The sequence below is a fragment of the uncultured Cedecea sp. genome, assembly GCF_947498825.1.
Classification (GTDB): domain Bacteria; phylum Pseudomonadota; class Gammaproteobacteria; order Enterobacterales; family Enterobacteriaceae; genus JGM124.
This window is the reverse complement of the sequence record NZ_CANMLV010000010.1, coordinates 131486-155169: the sequence shown is the minus strand read 5'-3', so window position 1 is coordinate 155169 and position 23684 is coordinate 131486. Positions and strand designations below refer to the sequence as shown.

At 48.0% G+C, this 23684-nt stretch carries 21 protein-coding genes and 2 pseudogenes; 7 read left to right on the top strand and 16 right to left on the bottom strand.

The features are described from left to right. On the bottom strand, window positions 1-741 hold a 741-nt coding region (locus Q1A40_RS12815), incomplete at its 3' end, for a transposase (protein WP_300000639.1). A gap of 205 nt (window positions 742-946) precedes the next feature. On the opposite strand from Q1A40_RS12815, the gene Q1A40_RS12810 reads away from it, so the two are divergent. Next, complete coding sequence (locus tag Q1A40_RS12810) at window positions 947-1561, top strand: YfdX family protein (protein ID WP_300000637.1); 615 nt, start codon at window positions 947-949, stop codon at window positions 1559-1561. A gap of 215 nt (window positions 1562-1776) precedes the next feature. Here the strand turns inward: Q1A40_RS12810 and Q1A40_RS12805 are convergent, their stop codons facing one another. The 7 genes from Q1A40_RS12805 to Q1A40_RS12775 form a co-directional block, all read right to left on the bottom strand. Then, window positions 1777-3171, bottom strand: coding sequence for an OprD family outer membrane porin (locus tag Q1A40_RS12805; RefSeq protein WP_300000635.1), 1395 nt, complete (start codon window positions 3169-3171; stop codon window positions 1777-1779). 164 nt (window positions 3172-3335) lie between these two features. Then, the gene (gene chbG / locus Q1A40_RS12800; protein ID WP_300000633.1) at window positions 3336-4106 is read right to left on the bottom strand and encodes a chitin disaccharide deacetylase; all 771 of its coding nucleotides are present in this window, start codon (window positions 4104-4106) and stop codon (window positions 3336-3338) included. 20 nt (window positions 4107-4126) lie between these two features. Further along, on the bottom strand, window positions 4127-5473 hold the full coding sequence (locus Q1A40_RS12795; RefSeq protein WP_300000631.1) for a 6-phospho-beta-glucosidase: 1347 nt from the start codon (window positions 5471-5473) through the stop codon (window positions 4127-4129). Window positions 5474-5577: 104 nt separating this feature from the next. Continuing rightward, window positions 5578-6402, bottom strand: coding sequence for a transcriptional regulator ChbR (gene chbR, locus Q1A40_RS12790; protein WP_300000630.1), 825 nt, complete (start codon window positions 6400-6402; stop codon window positions 5578-5580). A 27-nt stretch (window positions 6403-6429) separates the two neighbouring features. Continuing rightward, window positions 6430-6777, bottom strand: a complete 348-nt coding sequence (gene chbA / locus Q1A40_RS12785) for a PTS N,N'-diacetylchitobiose transporter subunit IIA (protein ID WP_300000629.1) — start codon at window positions 6775-6777, stop codon at window positions 6430-6432. Between the two features lie 52 nt (window positions 6778-6829). Further along, window positions 6830-8188, bottom strand: a complete 1359-nt coding sequence (chbC, locus tag Q1A40_RS12780; RefSeq protein WP_300000627.1) for a PTS N,N'-diacetylchitobiose transporter subunit IIC — start codon at window positions 8186-8188, stop codon at window positions 6830-6832. Between the two features lie 132 nt (window positions 8189-8320). Continuing rightward, window positions 8321-8635, bottom strand: a complete 315-nt coding sequence (locus Q1A40_RS12775; protein WP_300000625.1) for a PTS sugar transporter subunit IIB — start codon at window positions 8633-8635, stop codon at window positions 8321-8323. Window positions 8636-9180: 545 nt separating this feature from the next. Here Q1A40_RS12775 and Q1A40_RS23190 point away from each other — a divergent pair. After that, window positions 9181-9397 (top strand): annotated as a pseudogene (locus Q1A40_RS23190) (transcriptional regulator); the annotation flags it as partial. A gap of 86 nt (window positions 9398-9483) precedes the next feature. Here Q1A40_RS23190 and Q1A40_RS12770 read toward each other — a convergent pair. Together Q1A40_RS12770 and garD are read right to left on the bottom strand one after the other, a co-directional pair. Next, window positions 9484-9840: a hypothetical protein gene (locus Q1A40_RS12770; RefSeq protein ID WP_300000653.1), complete on the bottom strand. Its 357-nt coding sequence runs from the start codon at window positions 9838-9840 to the stop codon at window positions 9484-9486. A gap of 205 nt (window positions 9841-10045) precedes the next feature. Beyond that, on the bottom strand, window positions 10046-11617 hold the full coding sequence (garD, locus tag Q1A40_RS12765; protein ID WP_300000624.1) for a galactarate dehydratase: 1572 nt from the start codon (window positions 11615-11617) through the stop codon (window positions 10046-10048). Window positions 11618-12096: 479 nt separating this feature from the next. Here garD and Q1A40_RS12760 point away from each other — a divergent pair, with 479 nt between their 5' ends. From Q1A40_RS12760 to Q1A40_RS12740, 5 genes and pseudogenes are all read left to right on the top strand, one after another. Next, a complete protein-coding gene (locus tag Q1A40_RS12760; RefSeq protein ID WP_300000651.1) occupies window positions 12097-13368 on the top strand; it encodes an MFS transporter in 1272 nt (423 codons plus the stop codon). 15 nt (window positions 13369-13383) lie between these two features. Continuing rightward, window positions 13384-14154, top strand: coding sequence for a 2-dehydro-3-deoxyglucarate aldolase (garL, locus tag Q1A40_RS12755; RefSeq protein WP_300000623.1), 771 nt, complete (start codon window positions 13384-13386; stop codon window positions 14152-14154). A 24-nt stretch (window positions 14155-14178) separates the two neighbouring features. Beyond that, window positions 14179-15069 (top strand): 2-hydroxy-3-oxopropionate reductase, encoded by an 891-nt coding sequence (gene garR, locus Q1A40_RS12750; protein WP_300000621.1) that lies wholly within the window; start codon window positions 14179-14181, stop codon window positions 15067-15069. Window positions 15070-15155: 86 nt separating this feature from the next. Further along, window positions 15156-16298 (top strand): annotated as a pseudogene (locus tag Q1A40_RS12745) (glycerate kinase); the annotation flags it as partial. 380 nt (window positions 16299-16678) lie between these two features. Beyond that, window positions 16679-17836 (top strand): CdaR family transcriptional regulator, encoded by a 1158-nt coding sequence (locus tag Q1A40_RS12740; protein WP_300000619.1) that lies wholly within the window; start codon window positions 16679-16681, stop codon window positions 17834-17836. A 49-nt stretch (window positions 17837-17885) separates the two neighbouring features. On the opposite strand, the gene Q1A40_RS12735 is transcribed toward Q1A40_RS12740, so the two are convergent. From Q1A40_RS12735 to Q1A40_RS12710, 6 genes are all read right to left on the bottom strand, one after another. Beyond that, the gene (locus Q1A40_RS12735; RefSeq protein ID WP_300000617.1) at window positions 17886-18317 is read right to left on the bottom strand and encodes an OsmC family protein; all 432 of its coding nucleotides are present in this window, start codon (window positions 18315-18317) and stop codon (window positions 17886-17888) included. Window positions 18318-18456: 139 nt separating this feature from the next. Further along, on the bottom strand, window positions 18457-19230 hold the full coding sequence (locus Q1A40_RS12730; RefSeq protein ID WP_300000615.1) for an ABC transporter ATP-binding protein: 774 nt from the start codon (window positions 19228-19230) through the stop codon (window positions 18457-18459). A gap of 10 nt (window positions 19231-19240) precedes the next feature. Beyond that, window positions 19241-20113: an ABC transporter ATP-binding protein gene (locus Q1A40_RS12725; RefSeq protein WP_300000613.1), complete on the bottom strand. Its 873-nt coding sequence runs from the start codon at window positions 20111-20113 to the stop codon at window positions 19241-19243. Then, on the bottom strand, window positions 20076-20981 hold the full coding sequence (locus Q1A40_RS12720; protein ID WP_300000611.1) for an ABC transporter permease: 906 nt from the start codon (window positions 20979-20981) through the stop codon (window positions 20076-20078). Before Q1A40_RS12720 ends, Q1A40_RS12725 begins: the two co-directional genes overlap by 38 nt. After that, window positions 20978-22015, bottom strand: a complete 1038-nt coding sequence (locus Q1A40_RS12715; RefSeq protein WP_300000609.1) for an ABC transporter permease — start codon at window positions 22013-22015, stop codon at window positions 20978-20980. Before Q1A40_RS12715 ends, Q1A40_RS12720 begins: the two co-directional genes overlap by 4 nt. Next, window positions 22012-23634: an ABC transporter substrate-binding protein gene (locus Q1A40_RS12710; protein WP_300000607.1), complete on the bottom strand. Its 1623-nt coding sequence runs from the start codon at window positions 23632-23634 to the stop codon at window positions 22012-22014. The genes Q1A40_RS12715 and Q1A40_RS12710 overlap by 4 nt, the downstream gene beginning before the upstream one ends. Window positions 23635-23684: the final 50 nt, after the last annotated feature.

The window sequence follows — 23684 nt, the reverse complement described above, 5'->3', positions numbered from 1 at the left end:
CAACTTGTGCAAGTTATCCATGCGGCAATCAGCAATTTTGGCGTGGAGTTTTGCGACCTTTAGCTTTGCTTTAGCGCAGTTACCTGAGCCTTTTTTCTTCTTGCTCAAGCGACGCTGTAGCAGGGCTAACTGTTTCGCATATCTCGCCGTATGGCGGGGATTGCCGGTTTTAAATCCGGTATCGGTGACGAACACATCTTTTAAACCCACATCAATGCCCGCTGTTTTAGCCGAAACAGGCAGTGAGGTTGGCTCAAATTCACACAGACAGGATACGAAATATCGGCCTGATGCGTCTTTGGAAAGGGTGACAGTTGAAGGGACTGACGGGAGTTCACGGCTCCAGCGAATATCGAGTGGCTCTTTGCTTTTCGCCATGTACAGCTTGCCGTCACGGTATTTAAACGCCGCATCGGTCAACGTAGCCGCCTGTTTGTGGTGCTTGCTTTTGAACGTCGGATATTTTGCTCGCCCTGCAAAGAAGTTAGAGAAGGCGGCTTGCTGGTGGCGTAGCACTTGCTGCAATGGCACGCTGGAAACGTCATTGAGCCATGCAAAATCAGGCTCTTTTTTGAGAGAAGTTAGCCGTGCGCTCGCTTGCGTATAGCCGATTTTTTCTTGTCGGTCATAGTACGCGTCAGTGCGCCAGCGAAGGGTGGAGTTATAGACGAAACGCACACAGCCGAATGTTTGAGCCAAAAGCTCAATTTGTTCGGGGGTTGGATAGAAGGTCAAAAGCACGCCTTATATCCTCGCCCTAGAAGAACGAGGTTTTACGGCGCTTCCTGATAAATAATAAAACCTGCGGATCGATAGATCCGCAGAACCCCTCCCACTGGAAAGATAACAAAGTCACATCTACGCTTAAACTCAACCACTGAGGCCACAGAGCCACTCAGACTCTGGCTGATGTCATATTATCCATCTGAAGTGAGGCTTACTTATTATGAAACGTCTTTTAACCGCAGCGATGATTGCATCTATTCTGGCCACTGCGCCATCTCTGGCCGTTGCCGAACCGGTATCTGACGCTGTCATCGCACACCAGCAGGCAACGGAAAGTTTAAAAATTTCTCAGCAGGGCTTTACCGCCGTACAAGATGTGCGCATGGCACGGCTGGCTATTTTCCAGGGCGTTCCTGAACATGCGGTTAAGCTGACTGATGCGGCAGCAAAACTGCTGGCGGACGACAGCGCTGACTGGAAAATATTTGCCAGAACAAACAAAGATGCCGCCCTTATCGGTGACCAGTATATTGCGATTGACGGTACTATAGGTATCAGTGAAAACTTTATTGCTACTCCAGCAAAACAGGAAGCACTTAAGAAAGCCAATGAGCAACTCACTAAAGGTGACCAGAAGGGTGCGCTTGAAACCCTGCGCCTGGCAGATATTGCTGTGACACAAAAGCTATACTTGTTGCCACTCAAACATGCGCAAAAAGTTGTCGCAGATGCCCAGAAACTACTGAGTGAGAAAAAATACTACGAAGCGAATCTGGCCCTGAAAGCAGTGGAAGACAGTGTCACGATTAATAATAATTCGATTACGGCGAACTGATCTTTCTGTGTAGCCAACAAACCACCATCATCAAAATCGACAGGGCTCAGCGAGGAAAGAATCGTTGAGCCCTGTCAGAAAAGTACGTGATGACTCTCCATAGTGGTAACGAGGAACCTGGATTGCTATCTCACCACTCAGGATCAAACAGAGTCATCGCTGATGCTGAACAATACGTCGGCGTTGTTTGCTGCCGATAGCGGTGCAATTCATCATCAGAACAGAGTAAACGGCGCAATCACCATAAACTTCACATCGCGCTCATCCTGGAAGATATTGGCATATCCCCCGCTCCAGCTTGGAATATTAGAATGGTTATTATATTGAGTGTAGTGCAGTTTGAACTGAGTTCCCTTGGCACGACCATCCTGTACTGTATACACTGCATCCAAGCTGTATGCTGACTCCTTGAGGCGCTTATTAGGATCATACCAGACATCCGGTACGGCCATTCTCCCCGGCTTCGCATCCCAGCCATAAACGTAGGAAGCACCAAACGCCCAGCCCGGCATATCCCAGTTTTTCATGTCATACATGGCACCGAAAAACACCGCTTTTTCACCGTTAGCATTAAAGTCAGAGCGATTATCCCACCAGACATCAAGACGACCGTTTGAAGACGCATAGGTCGGCGTCATACGCTGTAAGAAATAACCTTGTTGCCCTTCGGCTTTGACCAAAGTGCCCTCCAGACGGAGATCCAACACATCACCAATCTTGTAACCCAAAGTCAGCGCTTGCAGCCAGGCGGTACCATCGTAAATATCGTTCACGCCACCGTTGTTGACTTTGTCACGCGTTCCGTAAAACTGATAACTGGTACGCAGCGGCTTATCTACAACCATAATAGGATAGCTGACTTTAGCAAAATACTGGTCAATATAACCCTGGGCCTGGCCAAATGCGCCTTCCAGTATCAGGTCATTTTTAAAATCATATTTAGCGCCAATAGAGTGTAAATAACTCACCCTGGTTGTCTTATCATTCTGAAAGAAATTATCCATTTCAAGGTGCCACGGCGCTTTATATTTGTTGGTCCACATATAGGCAAGGCTGAGCGCTCCTGCATCGCCATAATCAAAGTTTGCTCCTGCTTCCGCCCCACGATAGGTCCCCGGCATAAAACTCCAGTGAGGAGCCAGCAGTGTCGGCCCAGTAGGCTGAATATATCCGGCTCGCGCCCACAAAGGACCGAGCTTAACTTTAGCGGCCGCTTTATACAGACTAATGCCGCTCTTATCGCCAGAGTAATCCTCGTCATAGGTTTTATTTCTTGCCGAAAAGGCAATTTCATTTGGGTGACCACTGTCATGACTCTCCATCATTTCAATCGCCGTAAATGCTGCAACGTCAAGACCAAACAGGTCTGCGGCATAGCCAGACTGAAAATCTAGATTAGCGTTCCAGGTTGCATGGGAAAGGTTAGTTTTATATTTATTACCATCCAGAGTATCTTTACGATCTCGTTCACGTTGCCAGTAATAAATACCGCCAGTTAATGTCGAATCATCAATAAACCCTTCCGCTTGGGCCTGAGGTATAGCAGAGTGAACGAATAATATTGAGGTAATAATAATATATAACAGACTCTTTTTATTAAATGCATGCATGACACACCCTCTCTTTTATTTTATAAAAATAAATTAGATCTTTTAGCTTTTACTTTTAAATATAATGCTAAAGCGAGTTTTACTTAAATACACACAACATGATGGCTGAGATAAATAAAATCACAGCCATTTTTTATTAATTAACGTCAAATATAATTACGGTCCTATAATTGACTCTCCAGTGAATAATAGTTACCCAGACGAAAGCCTCGGGACTTCACCGCCTGTTTTAACGACGCCGATGTCAGAATATCCAGCTCCGTCAGTCGGGGATAACAATAGGTGCTTTCCATCACGATACTGTCGATAAATGATGGGTGGCACATCACCTCCAGCGAGGAGACATTGTCCAGAAGAGCAGCATCAAGTATCTGTAAAAACTGTGCCTCCGAGACCGTATCGCCATAGAAGTCGCTGGAAAAAGCGTCACTACTACGCGGTACTCCCTGAGCAAGAGCATCCTGCTGAATAAACCGACGGTCTAACCGTACAGGCAAGCCTTTTTCACGAGCAAATTCGGCAACAACAGGATAAATCGATGCCAACATATGGACATGGTGATGGCTATCAATATGCGTCGGTTCACGGCCAAACAGCTCAATAAAGTAGCGATACTGACAGTCAAGCTCTCGGGCTATCTCATCGAGTGGCAGACAGCCCTGCTCTGCCATCTGCCAGAGCCATTTTCCCAGTCGCCCCTCGCGCGTCAGGCCCTGCATCGTCGAGAGCGGTTTCCCCTGAGTCAGTACAAAATGCATGCCAACTCCTAAGGTCGGTAGCGTACGACTCAGTTCAACGGCATGGCGAATCGCCGCCCCGTTTACCAAAGCAGTGGTTGAGGTAACCAGTCCATTATGGCAGGCCTCAATAATCCCGTAGTTTTGCCCCTTACTCAGGCCAAAATCATCTGCATTAACGATAAGTACAGGTTCCATCAATCACTCCTGTAACGATGTTATTGTTTCAGCGTTTCAATGGTTGCCGCAAAGTTTGGCAACCATTTCTGATGGGCGAGAAGCATTTCTCGTGCCAGCTGCTCGGCATCCTTATCTGAGTGCACCAGTGGACTTAAATTTAACGCCAGCAGTACATCGTTCAGCTTTCCGCTGATCGCCGCCTGGCTGGTCGCCACTTCAAATCCTTTAATGGTATAAATTAATCCCAGCACTTTTTCGTCAAAGTGAGTGATGCGCGGTGTTGGTGTCACCCCTTCTCGTCCCAGTGTACAGGTCATTTCGACCGTCCAGTCTGCCGGAATATTATCAATATGCCCACCATGGGGGATATTCACGTAATGCTCGGCCTGCTTGTCATTGTAGATAGCATTGATAACCTCACAAGCCGCATCGGAATAGTAAGCTCCGCCACGCAACTCAAGCTCTTTCGGTTTAATGTTCAAGTCTGGAGAGCTATAGAGTTCAAACAATTGTTGCTCTACTTTCTGCACTACCTGAGACCGCACGCCTCCCTTATAGTATTCCCCCATCTCAATCGCCAGCATCTCTTTCTGTTTGAAGAAATATTGTAGATAAGAGCAAGGGAGCAGGTTCAGAGCGCGGATCAGCCCTTCACTAAAGGGCAGATCAAAAATATTTTTCACCGAGCTGCCGCCTAACCGGCCCGATGCGACGCCATCAAGCAGTTCGTCAAAGCGCGAACGCCCGTTAACCAACACATCACGGATAAATACCAGATGATTCAAGCCAAACAAATCGATAGAAAGCGTATCACTCGCGCTTAATTGCAGCACATCAGTAATAAACATTTTCATACCGATCGGAATATTACACACACCGATAAAACGCCTGAAGTCTGTATGGCGATAAACCGCCTCAGTCACCATTCCGGCTGGATTAGTAAAATTAATTATCCAGGCATTCGGGCATATATCCTGCACATCTTTCACGATATCAAAGATCACCGGAATGGTTCGCAGGCCTTTAAATAATCCCCCCGCCCCATTCGTTTCCTGCCCGAGATAGCCGTGGCTGAGAGGAATACGCTCATCTTTTTCACGAGCCTGAAGCTGTCCTACGCGCAGCTGGGTAGTGACAAAATCAGCATCTTTAAGAGCCGCACGCCTGTCGAGGGTTTTAAATACCTGCATCGGCACCCCCGCTTTCTCAACCATTCGCTGGCAAAGTGCGTGGATAATATCGAGTTTTTCCGCTCCCTCCTCCACATCCACCAGCCACAGTTCAGTCACGGGCAATTCGTGATAACGTTTCAGAAAACCTTCAACCAATTCCGGGGTATAGCTACTGCCGCCTCCGATTGTCACTATCTTTAGTTTCTGGCTCATATTCCTCTCTCTTATCATTCGATGCATGGGATGCAGTTCACCCTCCATATAATAAATACGGACAGTGAAATTTATTATTTCGCTGGTGGATTAATCCACTCTCTTTAATTCACGCTGGTCAGCTTTTTACGATAATTATTTGGCGTAAATGAAGTCAGCTTCTTAAATGTTTTAATAAATAAACTCGGACTACTGTACCCCGATTCATAAGCGATATCGGTGACCGAGTAGTTAGTAATTTCCAGCTGTTTTTTTGCAAAGTTAATACGAATATCATTGATAAGTTGCATAGGCGTTTTACTATAATAACGCTGCGTCGCCCGGGTTAAATACTCTTGCGTCTTACCTGAGAGGCAGACCATCTGCTCGAGTGCACCTTCGCCAAATTTTAAATTATCGTGCATTTCCTCCACGGTATTCTTTAGCCAGGCAGGAACACTATCCTGTTCCGGCTCTTCACGATAATGCCGTAAACGGTTTATGACGTAAAAAGTGACAAGTTCAATAAACTCATCAAATTCTGTTTCACGAAAATTCAGTGATGCGATAACTGACTCAATATAGCGAATAAATGTGCTTTTCACTGAGTAAACCTGAGAGGCGACCAGGTCTGGCGGCAGTAAAGGTGAATAATGTTTCTCAAAAAAACTTTTCTTAATACCAACATTAAATATTCGCGTTGCACCAAAGGAATAAAAGCTTTGATGATGCGATCCTATTGGAATAAAAACAAAATCTCCGCTTTCCAACAGAACTCGCTTGCCGTTAATCTCCTGATAATAGCGCCCGGTTAAAACCAGAGTGTATTCGTAGTAGTCATGGCTATGGAGTCCACTGACACTTTCCGTTTTATTGTAGATAACCACATGAAAGTTCTTGCCGTTGAAAAGCTGATTTTCTCGTACGACGGTGATTTCTTTGGTTATCATTTTCGGCAGCCTCATAGTATCGATGGTCTATTGTATCTTCTGGTGCAACTCAATCAATTCTTCCACCAGCTCACGAAGCAGTATCGCCATCATCAGGTGATCCTGTGCATGCACCATCACCAAACTGACCTTGATTTTCCCCTCTCCTTCATCACTTTCAATCAGCTGAGTCTGCACCCGGTGCGCCTCACTCAATGCAATGCGTGATCTTTCCATCATCTCCTTCGCTCCGGGAAAATCACCCAGCTTAGCCTGCTTCAGCGCACCATAGGCAAAACTGCGCGCCTGGCCGGCGTTAATAATCAACCCCATCACCACTTCTTCGAGGTCATTACTTTCCGTTTTCTGCGCTTCTATTTCATCCAGATTAAACACTATTCTTCCTCGTCCGTTGGTTTATACATGATGGTTAACTCGCTAGTTAACATCAAAATTTTAGTGCATTAGCGATATCTTCTTCGCTCTCTTCCAGCTCAATAGTGCTTTGAGCCTTATTCGCAATAACCACAAAGGGTAAATACACAAGGGTCGCCACACAGAGGTTAAACAGAGCCAGCAGCAGGGCCGCTATACTCCCGTTGGTATTAAAAAAGGCACCTAATCCGGTCGGCATCGTCCAGGGAGCCATATTAGTTATTGGAGGAATAATACCTAAGCTGTATGCCGCTACAGTTATTGCCGCTAAGAGTGGCGAGATTAAGACAAAAGGAATAAACATCACTGGGTTCATAATAATCGGCAGACCAAACAGAATCGGCTCGTTAATCTGGAAAATACCAGCTGGTAACGCCAGCTTCGCGACCTGACGATGATCCGCACGACGTGAGGCAATAAAGATAGCGATAATCAGACCAAGTGTCGCACCGGAACCCCCCAGGAAGATGTAAGAATCAAACATCGGTTTTGCCCAAGTGTGGAAGGTTTTACCGGCTTCTAATGCAGCATCGACAGAGCCGTATTGCTGGAAGAGCGCCACGTTTTCCAGTGCCCAGGGGGTCATGATACCGTTGTCTAAGGCCGTCAACGCCAGCGCACCGTGTACACCAAAGAACCAAAGCAAAGGCACCATAATAACGAAGACCCATCCGACAACCGAGCCGAGCGAGGCCAGCGGAGTTGAAATACTGTCCATGATGATTTGATGGAAGTTAGTATTCCAGAGCATCAGTCCGTAAGAGAGGCTACCCATAATAGAGAGAATAATAAAACCAGGAATAACCGCTGAGAACGATCGGGACACCGATTCTGGAACACTGGGTGGCAGAGTAATGATCCAGTTGCGGCGCACGATAAAAGTGAAGATTTCGGCGACCACAATACCGATTATCATCCCGGAAATAATATTAGCGCCCCCCAGCCAGTTGGCTCCGACAGCATAGGCATCATTAACGCTATATGGCGTCACCGTCATAAAGGCTGCGACCGCTAACAGCCCGGCCGCCAGGGAGTCGACCTTTCGCTCTTCTGCCAGAGCCATACCAATAAAAAAAGGCGCCATCAGCGACATAATACCCAGCGTGCCGTTATAAACATTGCCGCCAATCGTTTTAAAGTGATTAAGCGTTTCAATGGTTGCAGGCTCAAGACGTATGCCCATTGAATAAAAAAACGACCCTTCGCCAAAACTTAAAAAAACATTATTAATTAATATAAACATCGCCCCAGCGAGAGTGAGGGGCATTAATTTAATAAAACCATTTTTGATGGCATTAATATGTGGCTGCCTTCCTATTTTAATGGCAAAAGGAAGGAGTATCTTTTCAAGAGACCCAATAATCATGCTCATAGAAAAACACCTTATCAGTATTATTTGTGTAGGGTTAGAATCTTAGTCTGGAATTATTTTTATCTTCAGAGTATCAATAAACAAAAAAAGAAAGTGTCTTGTTCTACCTTCCGCGTTAAATAATAAGAGTTTCTATTTTTCTTTTTTAAGCATGGCAACAGCGGCTTTCAATACACCAAGTCCATCAATCTTGCCATAAAGCACCGAATCAATAACCTCTATTGGCTTATTCGGCAACAGGCGCTGAAATTCCGGCAGCATATAGCCAATTTGTGGCCCCAGCATAACTACATCCGCCTCATCACCTTTTTCACTGACAAAAGTCTCTGAAAAAGCCTCAATCACCACTGGGACATTGTACTTCTGTGCCTGAGCACGCATTTTAGATACCAGAAGCGAGGTCGACATTCCTGCGGAACAGAACAGATAAATATTTTTTTTCTCCATAACATCACCCCTTAATGTTGTTCTTTTTAGTCGATATCATCAGGCTCTGTAAGATGATGCGCTGAGTATAGGGTATCGAATGAATGGCTAATAACTCGCTCTGGACAAAATTGTCTCTCATTGACCTGGTAATTAGAATCCGCCACAAACACAACAGAAACAAACAACCTTAAAAACCAATTAAAAACAAATTAAATAACGATAAAATGAAACAGAATGGACATTAAAGCCAATAAACATGGCAAAAAAGAAATTTAACGCTATTGAAATCATTAACCCAATTTTGATTACGCGATCACATGAAAGATTGATGTGATAGCTTCCCTGTCCGGGAAATACGTCTGATATAAGTGGGAAAATAGTGTGATTAGCGGCCTCATGCTCTTAAGAATAATGTTGCTTACATATGGTAAACGTGCGGAATGGATGCAATGCACATAATTTCAAAAGAACCTTTTGATAAAACGGCAACGCTTCTACGTGAAGTACATAACTACCCACACTGAATACGATAAGTTGCCCCGCTATTTTAGTGAGAGCAAAGAATGAGTACCAATACTGCAAAAGCCATTGAAGCGACGAAACAACTCGTAGCTGCTGTTCCCTGCTTGGGGAGTAGTTCGTCCGAGAAAGATTACCATGTAAGCGCTGGTGGACTGTCTAATTGAAAATGACGACAGGAACCCGCTCATTAACTTGCTGGCAAGCAAAATTGCGGACAATGAGAATAACGGCAAGCGTTTCGCTGATTTCAATAAAGCCACCTTGCTTCAGGTGGCTTTATTGACTGTACAAAAAGGACTAAAGAAAATTAACTTGCCTGTCAAAGACAAGGCCAAGTCTACGTGCTATTCAGTCACTTTCTTTTTCAAATCTCCAGCCTCTTCTTTTGTGGCATTCCAGCCTTTTTCAGCACCTTCTTTGGTTGCGTTCCAGCCTTCTTCAGCCCCCTCTTTGGTTGAGTGCCAGGCCTTCTGCGATCCTTCACTGATTTTGCTGGTGGTGGAGTCACTTGTTCCTTCTGCAGCATGCTTGGATTTTAATTTGAGCTCTTCGCCTTCATTCTGCGCCTGATGGAGTTTTTCTTTCGCAGTGTTGGCATTTTTATGAGCATTGGCCACATCTTCGTCGGTTGCATGTGTGGTAGCGGCAAAAACCGGGGCAGCTAACAGAAAAGCCGATAACGCGATTATGGTTTTTTTCATCATAAATATCCTCATTTGCTGTGAACAAGACTAAGCATTGCATAAGAAACTAACGGGATGCTTTAGGAATTACCTGTAAATGCAACAGAGGCGTTTTGGCAGCAGTGCTTAAGCTTGAAGCGTGAGAATGGTCGCAAACAAAGTCAGCCAGGGCGAAATATCGTCCTGGCGGATACCTGTCTGGTGATGCAATGACACGAAGAAATCAGGTTACAGGTGCTGGATTAAATACCGCCAGCTGATTATGCAGGCCTAACTGATCCGAAAAGGTCTGTTTACGTCCGCTGGCCACATCGATAATAAATTCGAATAGCCGCTGTCCGACCTCTTCGATAGTCTCTTCCCCTGTGGCGATGGTTCCGGCGTTAATATCCATCAAATCATACCAGCGGTTAGCAAGAGCGGTGCGGGTGGCCATCTTAATCACCGGAACCGCTGCCAGGCCATAAGGCGTACCGCGCCCGGTGGTAAAGACTTGAACGGTTATGCCTGAGGCAACCTGTTGTGTACCGCAGACAAAATCACTGGCCGGGGTGGCGGCAAAGATCAAGCCGCGTTTCGTTGGCCTCTGACCAGGGGAAAGGACTTCGACGATAGCGCTCTTGCCTGACTTAGCGATAGACCCGAGAGCTTTTTCAACGATATTAGACAGCCCACCTTTTTTATTACCAGGTGAAGGGTTGGCACTGCGGTCGGTTTGCCCCTGTTCAAGATAGTTGTCATACCATGCCATCTCTTCAAGTAAACGCCTGCCAACATGTTCATCAACAGCTCTGGGGGTCAGCAGATGTATCGCATCTCTGACTTCAGTCACTTCAGAAAACATCACGGTAGCGCCACAGCGGACCAACAGATCGGAGGCGTAGCCCACGGCAGGATTGGCCGTCACACCCGAAAAAGCATCGCTACCACCACACTGCATACCGACGACAAGTTCAGACACCGGGCAGGTTTCACGCTGGCGGGCATTGAGTTTCGCGAGATGGCGTTCCGCAACCTGTAAGATATCATCGACCATCGACTGGAAACCGACATGTTGTTCATCCTGCAGACGAACGATACTGGCATTCTCAATAGCATTGAGCGGAACTTTGCTACTGCCTTGCAGCATAAATTCAGGCTGCAGTTTTTCACAGCCAAGACCCACGACCATCACCTCGCCACCAAAATTAGGATTCAGGGCAATATTATGAATAGTGCGAATTGGCACGACAGCAGCAGGTGCGTTAATTGCCACCCCACACCCATAGAGATGGTTTAAACCAACGACCCCATCAACATTAGGATACTTTGGCAACAAGTCGCGTTCGATAATTTTCACCACATAGTCGACTACACCCGCAACACAATGCACGCTAGTTGAAATACCCAGCATGTTTTTGGTGCCAACACTGCCATCTTCATTGCGATATCCCTCGAAGGTATAACCTTCTAAGGCGGGTAAAGCTTCCGGCACCTTGGTAGCAAGCGGTAACGTATTAAGAGGAGGTGCTTTTGGCAACTCCACCAAAGACTCATCAATCCAGCTACCTTTAGCAATATCACGCACCGCATAGCCGATGACTTCTCCATAGCGAATAATATTGCCTGCGCGAGGGATATCTTGCAGAGCAACTTTATGGCCTTGAGGCACATGCTCAACCAAGGTTAATCCATCAGGAAAACGGGTGCCTGCCGCTAAGCCCTGCTCATTGACAATAATCGCAACATTATCTGAATCATCTACTTTTATATAAAAAACGGTGGGTGATTTTTGTCTAATTTTTATCTCGGCCATCTTCCAGTATTCTCCCGCATGGTGCCAGTAATCATTATTTCTTTTATCGGTTTTGATACTTATTAATTGAATCATGCCAACTAGCATAATAATAAAATGTGATGTTAATCGATTATTAGTTCATAAGGTTAGTACCCACGGAGGTTATTACGAGGAAATGTGGTTCCCCCCCCTCCATCTATTGCATATGCACAATAACATCGGTTTTATCATCGTTAATGCTGGTCTTCAGCCCAATGACCGGCGTGAGCAGAATGTATAAGATTGATTTTAGAGATTGTCATTTTATTGATGTTCGTTCTCTTACTTCGTTATCAAAATAATTATAGAACTGTACCTTTATATCCCTACGATAACGACAGTAATAGCTATAACAGCGGTGAATAATAATAACCTTCCCATTTGAGGAGCGTGCTGTGAGTACAAATATCCTTACCTGTAAAAAACAGATAATACCTACCCGGTATATTATTCTATTAATGATCTTTATCGTCACCTCGGTGAACTATGCCGACCGTGCTACGCTCTCGATTGCCGGTGCGGCAGTGGCGAAAGATCTCCAGCTTGATGCCATTGCTATGGGTTATATTTTCTCTGCATTTGGCTGGGCTTACTTACTGATGCAGATTCCCGGTGGATGGCTACTGGATAAATTTGGATCAAAGCGAGTTTATACCTATAGCCTGTTCTTTTGGTCCTTGTTTACCTTTACCCAAGGCTTTGTTGATATCTTTCCATTAGCCTGGGCGGCAACCTCCATGTTCTTTATGCGCTTTATGCTGGGGTTCTCCGAAGCGCCCTCCTTCCCGGCGAATGCACGGATCGTAACCGCATGGTTTCCAACCAAAGAACGTGGTACGGCATCTGCTATTTTTAACTCGGCACAGTATTTTGCTTTAGCGATATTTTCTCCTCTGCTTGGCTGGCTGACCTTTGCCTGGGGCTGGGAGCACGTCTTCATTGTGATGGGCGTTCTCGGCTTTATATTGACCTTTCTGTGGGTAAAGCTCATTCATAACCCAACAGACCATCCACGCATGACGCCAGAAGAATTGGATTTTATTAGCCAAAATGGCGCAGTGGTCGATATGGATCGCAGCAAGTCCGGGAAGACGCAGGATAAGACCATTAAGTTCGGCTATATCAAGCAAATGTTGTCCAATCGTATGATGCTGGGCGTCTTTTTCGGCCAGTATTTTATCAATACTATTACTTGGTTCTTCCTGACATGGTTCCCTATCTATCTGGTACAGGAAAAGGGCATGTCTATTTTGAAAGTGGGCATGGTAGCAGCGATCCCTGCTCTCTGTGGCTTTGCCGGTGGCGTGTTAGGTGGTGTGTTCTCCGATCATTTAATTAAACAAGGTGCTTCCCTGACCAAGGCTCGTAAGATACCGATTGTGCTGGGTATGTTATTAGCATCAAGCATTATTCTTTGTAACTACACCAACAATACGACCCTCGTCATCCTGTTAATGGCGCTCGCTTTTTTTGGCAAGGGATTTGGTGCCTTGGGCTGGCCGGTCATTTCAGATACGGCACCGAAAGAAATTGTCGGGCTGTGTGGCGGGCTGTTCAACGTTTTCGGTAACGTTGCATCCATTGTGACGCCGGTAGTGATTGGTTATCTGGTGAGCGAGCTTCATTCATTCAACGCCGCACTGGTGTTCGTCGGCTGTTCAGCATTGATGGCTATGGTGTGTTACTTGTTTGTTGTCGGTGACATTAAACGTATGGAATTACAGAAATAGATAAAGGTAACCTGAATGAGTAACGATATTTTCCCCAATAAATTCAAAGCGGCACTGGCCGCGCATCAGGTCCAGATCGGCTGCTGGTCAGCTCTTGCCAGCCCTATTAGCACTGAAGTGCTGGGTCTGGCGGGTTTTGACTGGCTGGTGCTGGATGGCGAACACGCGCCCAATGATATTTCGACCTTTATTCCCCAGCTCATGGCGCTCAAAGGTAGCGCTAGCGCACCAGTGGTCAGAGTGCCCACTAACGATGCGGTAATTATGAAACGCTTGTTAGATATCGGCTTCTACAATTTTCTGATCCCTTTTGTCGAAACTGAAGAAGAAGCTCGTCAGGCGGTAGCGGCTACGCGCTATCCACCGCTGGGGATACGCGGTGTGTCTGTTTCCCACCGCGCCAATATGTTTGGCACAGTACCGGACTACTTTGCCCAGTCGGATAAAAATATCACCATTCTGGTGCAAATAGAGAGCCAGGCCGGGCTTGATAATATTGATGCTATTGCTGCAACCGAAGGCGTGGACGGTATTTTTGTTGGACCAAGTGACCTGGCAGCGACCCTGGGGCATCTGGGTAATGCCGGACATCCTGAGGTTCAACAAGCCATCAAACATATTTTTGCACGCGCTAAAGCCATGGGTAAACCAAGCGGTATTTTAGCCCCCGTTGAAGCCGATGCCCGCCGCTATCTGGAATGGGGCGCAACCTTTGTGGCCGTCGGCAGTGACTTAGGGTTGTTTCGTGCCGCAAGTCAAAAACTTTCAGACACCTTCAAAAAATAGTTATTGCTATTGAGAGAGCAGATTATGACAACAAAAGTGGGTTTTATTGGCCTGGGTATTATGGGCAAACCAATGAGCAAAAATCTTCTGAAAGCAGGCTACGACGTCGTGGTTTCAGGACATAATCCCGCAGCCGCAGATGAGCTGGTCGCACTGGGTGCTCAAAAGGCCTCTTCTCCCAAAGAGATTGCACAACTATGCGATATCGTTATTACCATGCTGCCGAATTCCCCTGAAGTAAAAGCTGTAGTCCTCGGCGAAAATGGCGTTATCGAAGGCGCTAAACCTGGCAGCGTATTGATTGATATGAGTTCCATTTCTCCTCTGGCCAGTCGCGAGATCCACGATGCCCTTAAACAGAAAGGTATCGATATGCTGGATGCCCCGGTAAGTGGTGGAGAACCCAAAGCGATTGACGGTACGTTATCAGTGATGGTCGGTGGCGATAAGGCTATCTTCGATAAACACGCTACGCTACTTAAAGCGATGGCAGGATCCGTGGTCCATACGGGTGATATTGGTGCGGGGAATGTCACTAAACTCGCTAATCAGATTATTGTGGCTGTTAATATTGCCGCCATGTCCGAAGCTTTGACGCTTGCGACCAAGGCTGGGGTGAATCCTGATCTTGTTTTCCAGGCCATTCGTGGTGGTCTGGCGGGTAGCACAGTATTAGAAGCCAAAGCCCCAATGGTGATGGATCGTAATTTTAAACCGGGTTTCCGTATCGATCTGCATATCAAAGATTTAGCTAATGCTCTCGACACCTCTCACGGTATCGGAGCCCAGTTGCCGCTAACGGCTTCAGTCATGGAAATGATGCATGCGCTGCGCGTTGATGGATTGGGTCAAGCCGACCACAGTGCATTAGCCTGTTATTATGAGAAATTAGCTCAGGTTGAAATCTCTCGCTAATTAAAGATTAGCCCGACAGCTCGGGCTAACAACTGGACAAGGGCCTCGGCCGTAAAATAGCCGGATGATTCGTTAGGTTGATGACTATGAAAATCGTAATCGCCCCAGACTCTTATAAAGAGAGCCTTTCGGCTCCAGATGTCGCGGAATTTATTGAAAAAGGTTTTCGGGAAATATTCCCGGATGCGCGCTATGTGAGGATCCCTCTCGCTGATGGCGGCGAAGGTACGGTCGAGGCTATGATTGCGGCGACTCAAGGCAGGGAATACCACGCGCAGGTCACCGGTCCGCTTAACAACAAAGTTGATGCAATATGGGGACTGTCTGGCGATGGCCGTACCGCATTTATAGAAATGGCGGCAGCCAGCGGTCTGGCCTTGGTTCCTCACGACAAACGTGACCCTTTGCTGACCACGTCCTATGGCACCGGCGAGCTGATTGCTCAGGCTTTAGAAAAGGGCGCAAAAAGTATTGTCATCGGAATTGGTGGTAGCGCGACCAATGACGCAGGTGTGGGAATGATGCAGGCGCTCGGGGTACATTTTCTTGATAGCGATGGCCAGGAACTTAGCGCCGGTGGAGGCAGTCTGAATCGGCTTGAGAAGATTGATATCACCGGTCTTGACCCGCGTCTTGCTGGTTGTACCGTTCGGGTTGCCTGTGATGTCACCAATCCTCTCATTGGTCCTCAGGGTGCCTCACGGATATTTGGCCCACAAAAAGGGGCCACAGAGGAAATGATTAACACCCTCGACAGAAATCTGGAGCATTATGCTGACATCATCGCCCGCAGCTTTGATATCGACGTGAAACATGCCCCAGGCACGGGGGCTGCTGGTGGAATGGGGGCGACGCTGAAAGTCTTCCTTAACGCAGATTTACGCCGCGGTATTGAAGTGGTGACACAGGCGCTTAATCTTGAAGAACAGATCCACGATTGCACGCTGGTTATCACCGGAGAAGGGCGTCTGGACAGTCAAAGCATCAATGGCAAGGTCCCTGTTGGTGTCGCCGATATTGCTAAAAAGTACGACAAGCCGGTTATCGCTATTGCAGGCAGCCTGCATCCCGATGTTGATGTGGTCTATCAGCATGGTATCGATGCGATTTTTAGCGTACTTTCGACACTTTCAACGCGAGAAGAAGCCTTCAGTGGCGCACCCGCTAATATCTACCGTACCGCACGCAATGTCGCTGCCATGGTAAAAATAGGTATGTCACTGAATGGTGTGCCAACGGCCCGCCAGACACCATTTTCGCTGAAGTCTCTGGAATCACTGCCTGAAGATTAGCCAGTAAAGATAATGTATTAAATGTCCGTTTGATCACTCAGTCAGCTTTGCTGGCTGAGTGATCTTTTGTGCGCCAACAGGCGAATTCCTGAGGGAGTGATCCCAATTAGACAGATAACGGTATGCAATTAGCGAATGCAAAGGGATAAAATTCTTTTTATCTTAGAGTTATACCTACCCCAAATAATTCGAGTTGCTTGTAGGCTTCCAGTTCAGCCCGTCGATGAGCATAGATAAACTCTGTGATGTGGCGGCCTGAATGCTGTTAACACCCAGGCGACTTGAAGTATGACGGGTATATATTATTCGGAGGGGCTATGGCTGCTTTACACCTCGATTCCAGAATGGCGCAGGATATCGTTGCACGTACCATGCGTATCATTGACTCTAATATTAATGTAATGGATGCCCGAGGAAAAATTATCGGTAGCGGCGATCCTGAGCGTATTGGTGAGCTACATGAAGGGGCACTACTGGCGCTTTCCCAGGGGAGAGTGGTCGATATTGATGACGCGGCGGTCCATAACCTGCACGGCGTAAAGCAAGGTATTAATCTTCCCCTGAGACTCGAAGGCGATATCGTCGGTGTCATTGGTTTAACAGGTCAGCCCGAGACGCTACGCAAATACGGTGAACTGGTCTGTATGACGGCGGAAATGATGCTGGAACAAGCGCGACTGATGCACCTGTTGGCGCAGGATACGCGCCTGCGGGAAGAGTTGGTCATGAGTTTGATCCATGCCGAAGAGCATACTCCCGCCCTTATCGAATGGGCTAAACGTTTAGGCATCGATCTGACCCTGCCTCGGGTTGTGGCCGTGATTGAAATCGACAGTGGCCAGCTCGGTATTGATAGCGCCATGGAAGAGCTACAACAACTGCAAACCAATTTGCTGAAACCTGCACGTAATAATCTGGTCGCGATTATCTCACTGACTGAAATTGTGGTACTCAAACCCGCTCTGAATGCTCATGGACGTTGGGATGAGGGAGAGCATCGTCGACGTATCGAACAGCTGATCGCAAATATGCAAGAGGAAGGCCATCTGCGTTTTCGCATCGCGCTGGGAAATTACTTTATGGGTCAGGGCAGTATCGCCCGCTCCTATCGCACTGCCTGTACAACCCTTGGGGTGGGCAAACAGCGTATGCCAGAAAAACGCTGCTACTTTTATCAGGACCTGGCGCTGCCGGTGCTACTCGACGGGCTGCGTGAAGGCTGGCAGGCGGATGAACTTTCAAGACCGCTGCTTAAACTGAAGGCAATGGACAGTAATGGTTTGCTGCTCCGAACACTGGTGGCCTGGTTTAACCATAATCTTCAGCCGTTAGCCACTTCCAAAGCGCTGTTTATCCATCGCAATACCCTGGAGTATCGGCTCTCACGCATTGCCGAGTTAACCGATCTTGACCTGAAAAATCTTGATGACAAGCTGTTGCTTTATGTTGCTCTTCAGCTCGATAAAGAAAGATAACCAAGCTGTGCGAGGATGCCTGTCAGGCATCCTCGGCAGGGTTCAACAATCAATTATCCAGCTGGTAATTAAGCGTAATTTTAGCATTCAACAGTTTTGATACCGGGCAGCCAGCCTTGGCCTGCTGAATAATTTTATCAAAGGCTTCAGCCTCAATTCCCGCAAGCTTAATATTACTTTTAAGCTCAACCTGGCTGATAGCAAAGCCGCCATCAACTTTATCCAGCGAAACCACCGCTACGGTATCAATACTTTCTGCCGTATATCCAGCTTCACCGAGCATCAGCGACAACGCCATGGAAAAGCATCCCGCGTGAGCAGCACCAATCAGTTCTTCAGGATTCGTCCCGGCTTTACCTTCAAATCGGGAATTAAACCCATAAGGCTGGTTAGTAAGGGCTCCGCTTTCGGTTGAGATAGTCCCTTTACCCTGTTTAATGTTCCCTTCCCAGTGTGCCTGGCCTTGCTTATGAATCGTCATATTGCGCCTCCGGTTTGGTATTCACTGTTATCAGTATAGGTTGTGGTGGTGGCTTTACAGCATGGCTTCACCCTTTGTAGAGCATTCCGAGCAGTTTTAGACAAACTGTCCCGGAGAGTTCCGGCTCTCCGGGGAAAAACTAATACTCAGCGACTTCGCGTGCCATTTCACGACTATAACACTGACTGGCATTGAGTAACATCTTGGTATAGGCCATTTGTGCCTGATGATTCACCAGCGCATCAACCGTCAGCGTTTCCAGTATTTTACCGTACTGCATTACCGCCACTTTCTGGCACAGATGGGCAATCACCCCCAGATCGTGGGTCACCATCAGATAGGTCAGAGATGACTCACGCTGCAATTCCACCAGCAGATTAAGGATTTCAGCCTGCACAGACACATCCAGTGCCGAAGTCGGTTCATCCAGCAGTAAAATCTGTGGCTCGAGGATCAAGGCTCTTGCAATAGCTACCCTCTGACGCTGTCCGCCTGATAACTGGTGAGGATAACGTTCACGAAATTGGCGGCTCAACCCTACTCTATCCAGTAATGAGTAGATCCGCCTGTCGCGATCTTTAATGCCGTGGATCTGCAAAGGCTCTTCGAGAATATCGCCAATGGTATGTCTGGGATGCAACGAGCCGTAAGGATCCTGGAACACCATCTGTACCTGACGGCAACGGTTCTTGGTTAACTTATGATCCAGGCGCTGACCATCAATGGCCAGTTCCCCCTGCCAGTGGGTAAACAGACCTGCCAGGCACTTTAATACTGTGGTCTTGCCTGACCCGGACTCCCCTACCAAACCGTAGATCTCGCCCGCTTTTACATGGAGGCTGACATCGTGCAGTACCTGATTACACCTGTCCCCTTCACCAAAGGACAAATTGAGATTTTTTACATCAATCATCACAGGCTCCTTATTCGCTTAACCAGCTCGCCTGGCGCTGCAAGACTGGCAGGACCGGACGACGATGGTGAATTTCAGGCAAGGCATTGATCAGGCCCTGGGTATAAGGGTGTTGCGCATTATCCAGATCCTTGGCGGCAATAGACTCCACTACCCGGCCGGCATACATCACCAGCACTCGATCGCAGAAGCTACGCACCAAGTTAATATCATGACTGATAAAGATAAGTCCCAACCCGCGAGACTGGACCAGATCGTCGAGCAAACCCAGCACTTGTAAACGCACTGACACGTCCAGTGCCGAAGTTGGTTCATCGGCGATAACCAGCTCCGGGTCAGTGATAAGCATCATCGCTATCATGATGCGCTGCCCCTGGCCTCCCGATATTTCATGAGGATAAAGGTGATAAACTCGCTCCGGCTGACGAATGCGCACAATATCCAGCATCTCCATTGCCCGGGCTTTCGCCTCGTCCTTACGCCCTGGATTATGGGTCAGCCAGGCTTCGGCTATCTGTTTTCCAACACAGACCACCGGATTCAGGGAGTATTTCGGATCCTGCATAATCATCGAAATACGCTTGCCGCGGATCTTGCGCATCTGGGCTTCATTAGCCCCAAGCAAATCCTGTGAGCCAAACTGTAGCTTACTGGCGTTAATACGTGCGCTCTTCGGATGCAGATGAAGCAGTGCACGTCCTACCGTCGATTTTCCTGATCCCGACTCACCAACAATAGCGAGCTTTTCTTTTCCCAGTTGAAAGGAGACACCGCGCACCGCGTGGGTGATGGCGCTGCCGTTAACAAAGTCGACGCACAGATCGCGCACGTCGAGCAGAGGGCTATCATTCGCTGCGAGGGTCGAGTATGTCACGTAGGCCATCTCCTAAGAAGTTGAATGCTAAGCTGTTGATAAGAATGGCCAGACCAGGAATGGTCACCACCCACCAACACTCCATCATGTAAGTACGACCGCTGGAGATCATCGCTCCCCACTCAGGCTCTGGCGGCTGAGCGCCAAGGCCCAGGAAGCCAAGACCGGCTGCTGTCAGAATAATGCCCGCCATATTCATGGTGATGCGAATAATGACCGAAGGAAGGCACAGAGGCACAATGTGATGCCACAATACGCGAGCCGGAGAAGCGCCCTGTAAACGCACTGCCGAGATAAAATCAGCCTGTCTCAGTGAAAGCGTTTCAGCTCGGGCTAAACGTGCAATCGGTGGCCAGGCCGTCAAGGTAATAGCTATCACCACATGCTCAAGTCCCGGGCCTAATGCTGCGACAAAGGCCAGCGCCAGAACCAGACTTGGGAAAGAGATAAAAATATCCGTTACCCGCATCAGGACCATATCCACTTTGCCGCCAAAGTAGCCGGCACAGACTCCAAGCAACAAACCAATCGGTCCGACAGTAACAGAGACCAGCAGCACGATGTAGAGCGTAATGCGAGCCCCATAGACCAGGCGACTGAAGATATCTCGACCAAACTCATCGGTACCAAACCAGTGCTGAGAATTGGGCGCCGCCAGGACATTATTAAGATCCTGCACCAGCGGATTATAAGGGGCGATTAGCGGGGCAAATATCGCCACGACCACCAGCAGCAGGATAATACTGCCGCCGATTGCCGTAAGAGGATTACGGGCCATTTTAATCACAAATCCCCAGCAGCGGGACAGTGTGCGTTTGATACGCAGACTCGACTCACTTGCCTGATTACTCCGCGGCGTATCGAGAGAAATACTCATGATTTTGTCCTCGGATCGAAGAATTGATAGAGCATGTCAGAGAGCAAGTTGAGCATCACAAAAATGACCCCCACCAACAGTACGCAGCCCATCACTGCATTCATATCTCCCAGCAGCAGACTGCCTGTCAGATATGAACCAAATCCTGGCCAGGAGAATACCGTCTCAATCAATACCGCCCCTTCAAGCAATGAGCCATAGGCTAGCGCCACTACGGTCAGAAGCTGTACAAGGATATTGCGAAAAGCATGGTTCCAAATAACCTGACGCTCGGTTAATCCTTTAACACGGGCAGTTAAAATAAACTCCTGCGAAAGCTGGGCGAGCATAAAGCTGCGCGTCATTCGGCTAATATAGGCCATTGAGTGGAAACCAAGCAGTGAAGCCGGTAATACTAAATGGTTAATCGCATTCCAGAAGACCTGGCTGTTTCCGGCCAGTAAGGCGTCAATAGTCATCAGCCCGGTACGACGCGGCACCACACCATCCAGTCCAAGTTCAAGCCGCCCTGCTCCGCCGACCCAACCAAGCCAGGCATAGAACACCAGCAGCCCTATCATCCCGACCCAGAAAATCGGCGTCGAATAACCGGCCAGACTGATAATACGCACAATATAGTCATAAACACTGTTACGGCGCGCAGCAGCCAGAACCCCTAACGGGATCCCTAAACCCGCACCGACGATTATCGCCATAGTGGCCAGTTCCAGAGTGGCGGGGAAGACGCGAATGATATCGTCAATCACCGGTTTCCCCGTCAGCAAGGCATTGCCCAGATCGCCATGCAGCAGATTGACAAAATAGATACCGAACTGCGTCATCAGGGATTTATCAAAGCCAAGCTGCTGATAAACCTGCTGGTAAGTACTCTGATCCGCATCCGGGCCGACGATCGCCAACACCGGATCGATAGGCATCACACGGCCGATGGTAAAGGTGAGGATCAGCAGACCCAGCAGGGTGATGACGACCTGCATCAACCGTTTTGAAAAATTCCGCAAGCGAGAGCCGGAAGCCATAAAAGTCGCACTCATGGTTTCTCTCCTTCAGGTGTTTTATACACCTCACGTAAGAAGGTGGTTGCCGATGGGTGGGACTGATAGTCTTTGACTTCATTACGTATCACTACCGAGTCAACCATCTGCGAGAGGGGTAACAATGCGGGGATTAATTTATCGTAACGGACCTGGATCGCCTGGTAATCCGCAATCTGCTTCTGGGGATCGCGCTCTAACAATGCCTGGTCTATCATTTCGTTGAGTTGCTTATCATAGAAGCTGGTACGCCAGCCCTGGAAATTGGTCAGCCTGGCCGCATCGCTGTTATCCGGGTTATACACCAGGGCTCGCAGACTGGAATGCGGATGGGGCTCCATGCCGCTCCCTCCCCGGCCGACCAGCAGATCAAATTTACGCTCACGCATTGCGCCATAGATCTGGTTGCCGGTGCCGGTAATGATCTTGGCCTTAATACCCGCTTGCATCAGGGTCGACTGCACCGCAATAGCAATATTGAGGAACGGCTGATCGGAGAGGGATCGGATCGTGGTTTCAAAGCCATCCGGATAGCCCGCCTCAGCAAGCAGCGCTTTGGCTTTATCGATATCTAACTGATAACCCGGATCCGGCAAGGTTGAGGGCATACCGGCCTTAATCGGGCGCTGATGAAGCACACCATAGCCCGGCATCAACGCCTTATTGATGCCTTTATAATCAATAAGGTATCTAATTGCCTCGCGTACTTTAGGGTTGGCGAACTGCGGATCTTTCATATTCATGGCAACGTAGTACATGGTGCCACGTTGTACCGCTTCAACCGTAAGATCCGGCTGCTTACGCAGGGCGTTAATATCAGACACCGCCATATTACTGGCAACATCCAAATCGCCTTTCTCAATCATCAGACGTAAGGTTTGTGATTCCTGAAAATGACGTAGCACCACGCGATTCACTTTCGGCTCACCGCGCCAGTAATCAGGGTTAGCCTTCATACGTAAGACGTCTTTAGCCTGCCAGGTATCAAGAATAAACGGGCCGGAGCCTGCCTCATTGGTCGAGAGCCAGCGATTACCCCAGTCATTATCCTGCACATGACTTTGCACCGTTTTACTGTCCAGTACGCCTAAATTTCCCAAAGCCCCCAGAGAATAAATCACCAGTTGCGGATCGTTTTCTTTCGGCAAGACGATTTTAACGGTGTATTTATCCGGCGCGGTGACCAACTCATCGACATTTTTTTTGGTAAAACCGTAGGACTTCCAGACCGATGCCTGGGCGAGATTAAGATGCAGAATGCGGCGCATTGACCAGACTACATCTTCGGCAGTTAAGGGATTGCCTGAGTGAAACTTCACATCGTTACGCAAATGGAAAGTCAGCGTTTTACCGTCCGGACTCACGTCCCAAGTTTGCGCCAGAGCGGGTATCACATGGTTTAATTGCTTAGGATCCAACTCGACCAGCGAGTCATAGAGATTAACGACAATACCCACGACTTCATTACCGGTCATCGCGGCCGGATCAAGGGTCAGCAGGTTATTCATATTCATGCCAATAATCAGCTGATCGTCAGGCGTTTTCGCCTGAGCGCCAGGGCTTGCTACGGACATGATAAGCGTGAGCAGACACACGCCAAGAATAGCGTTCTTTTTCATATCTACCGCCTGTAGGGTACGTCAGGCTACGCCAAGGTAGCGCGCCTGAA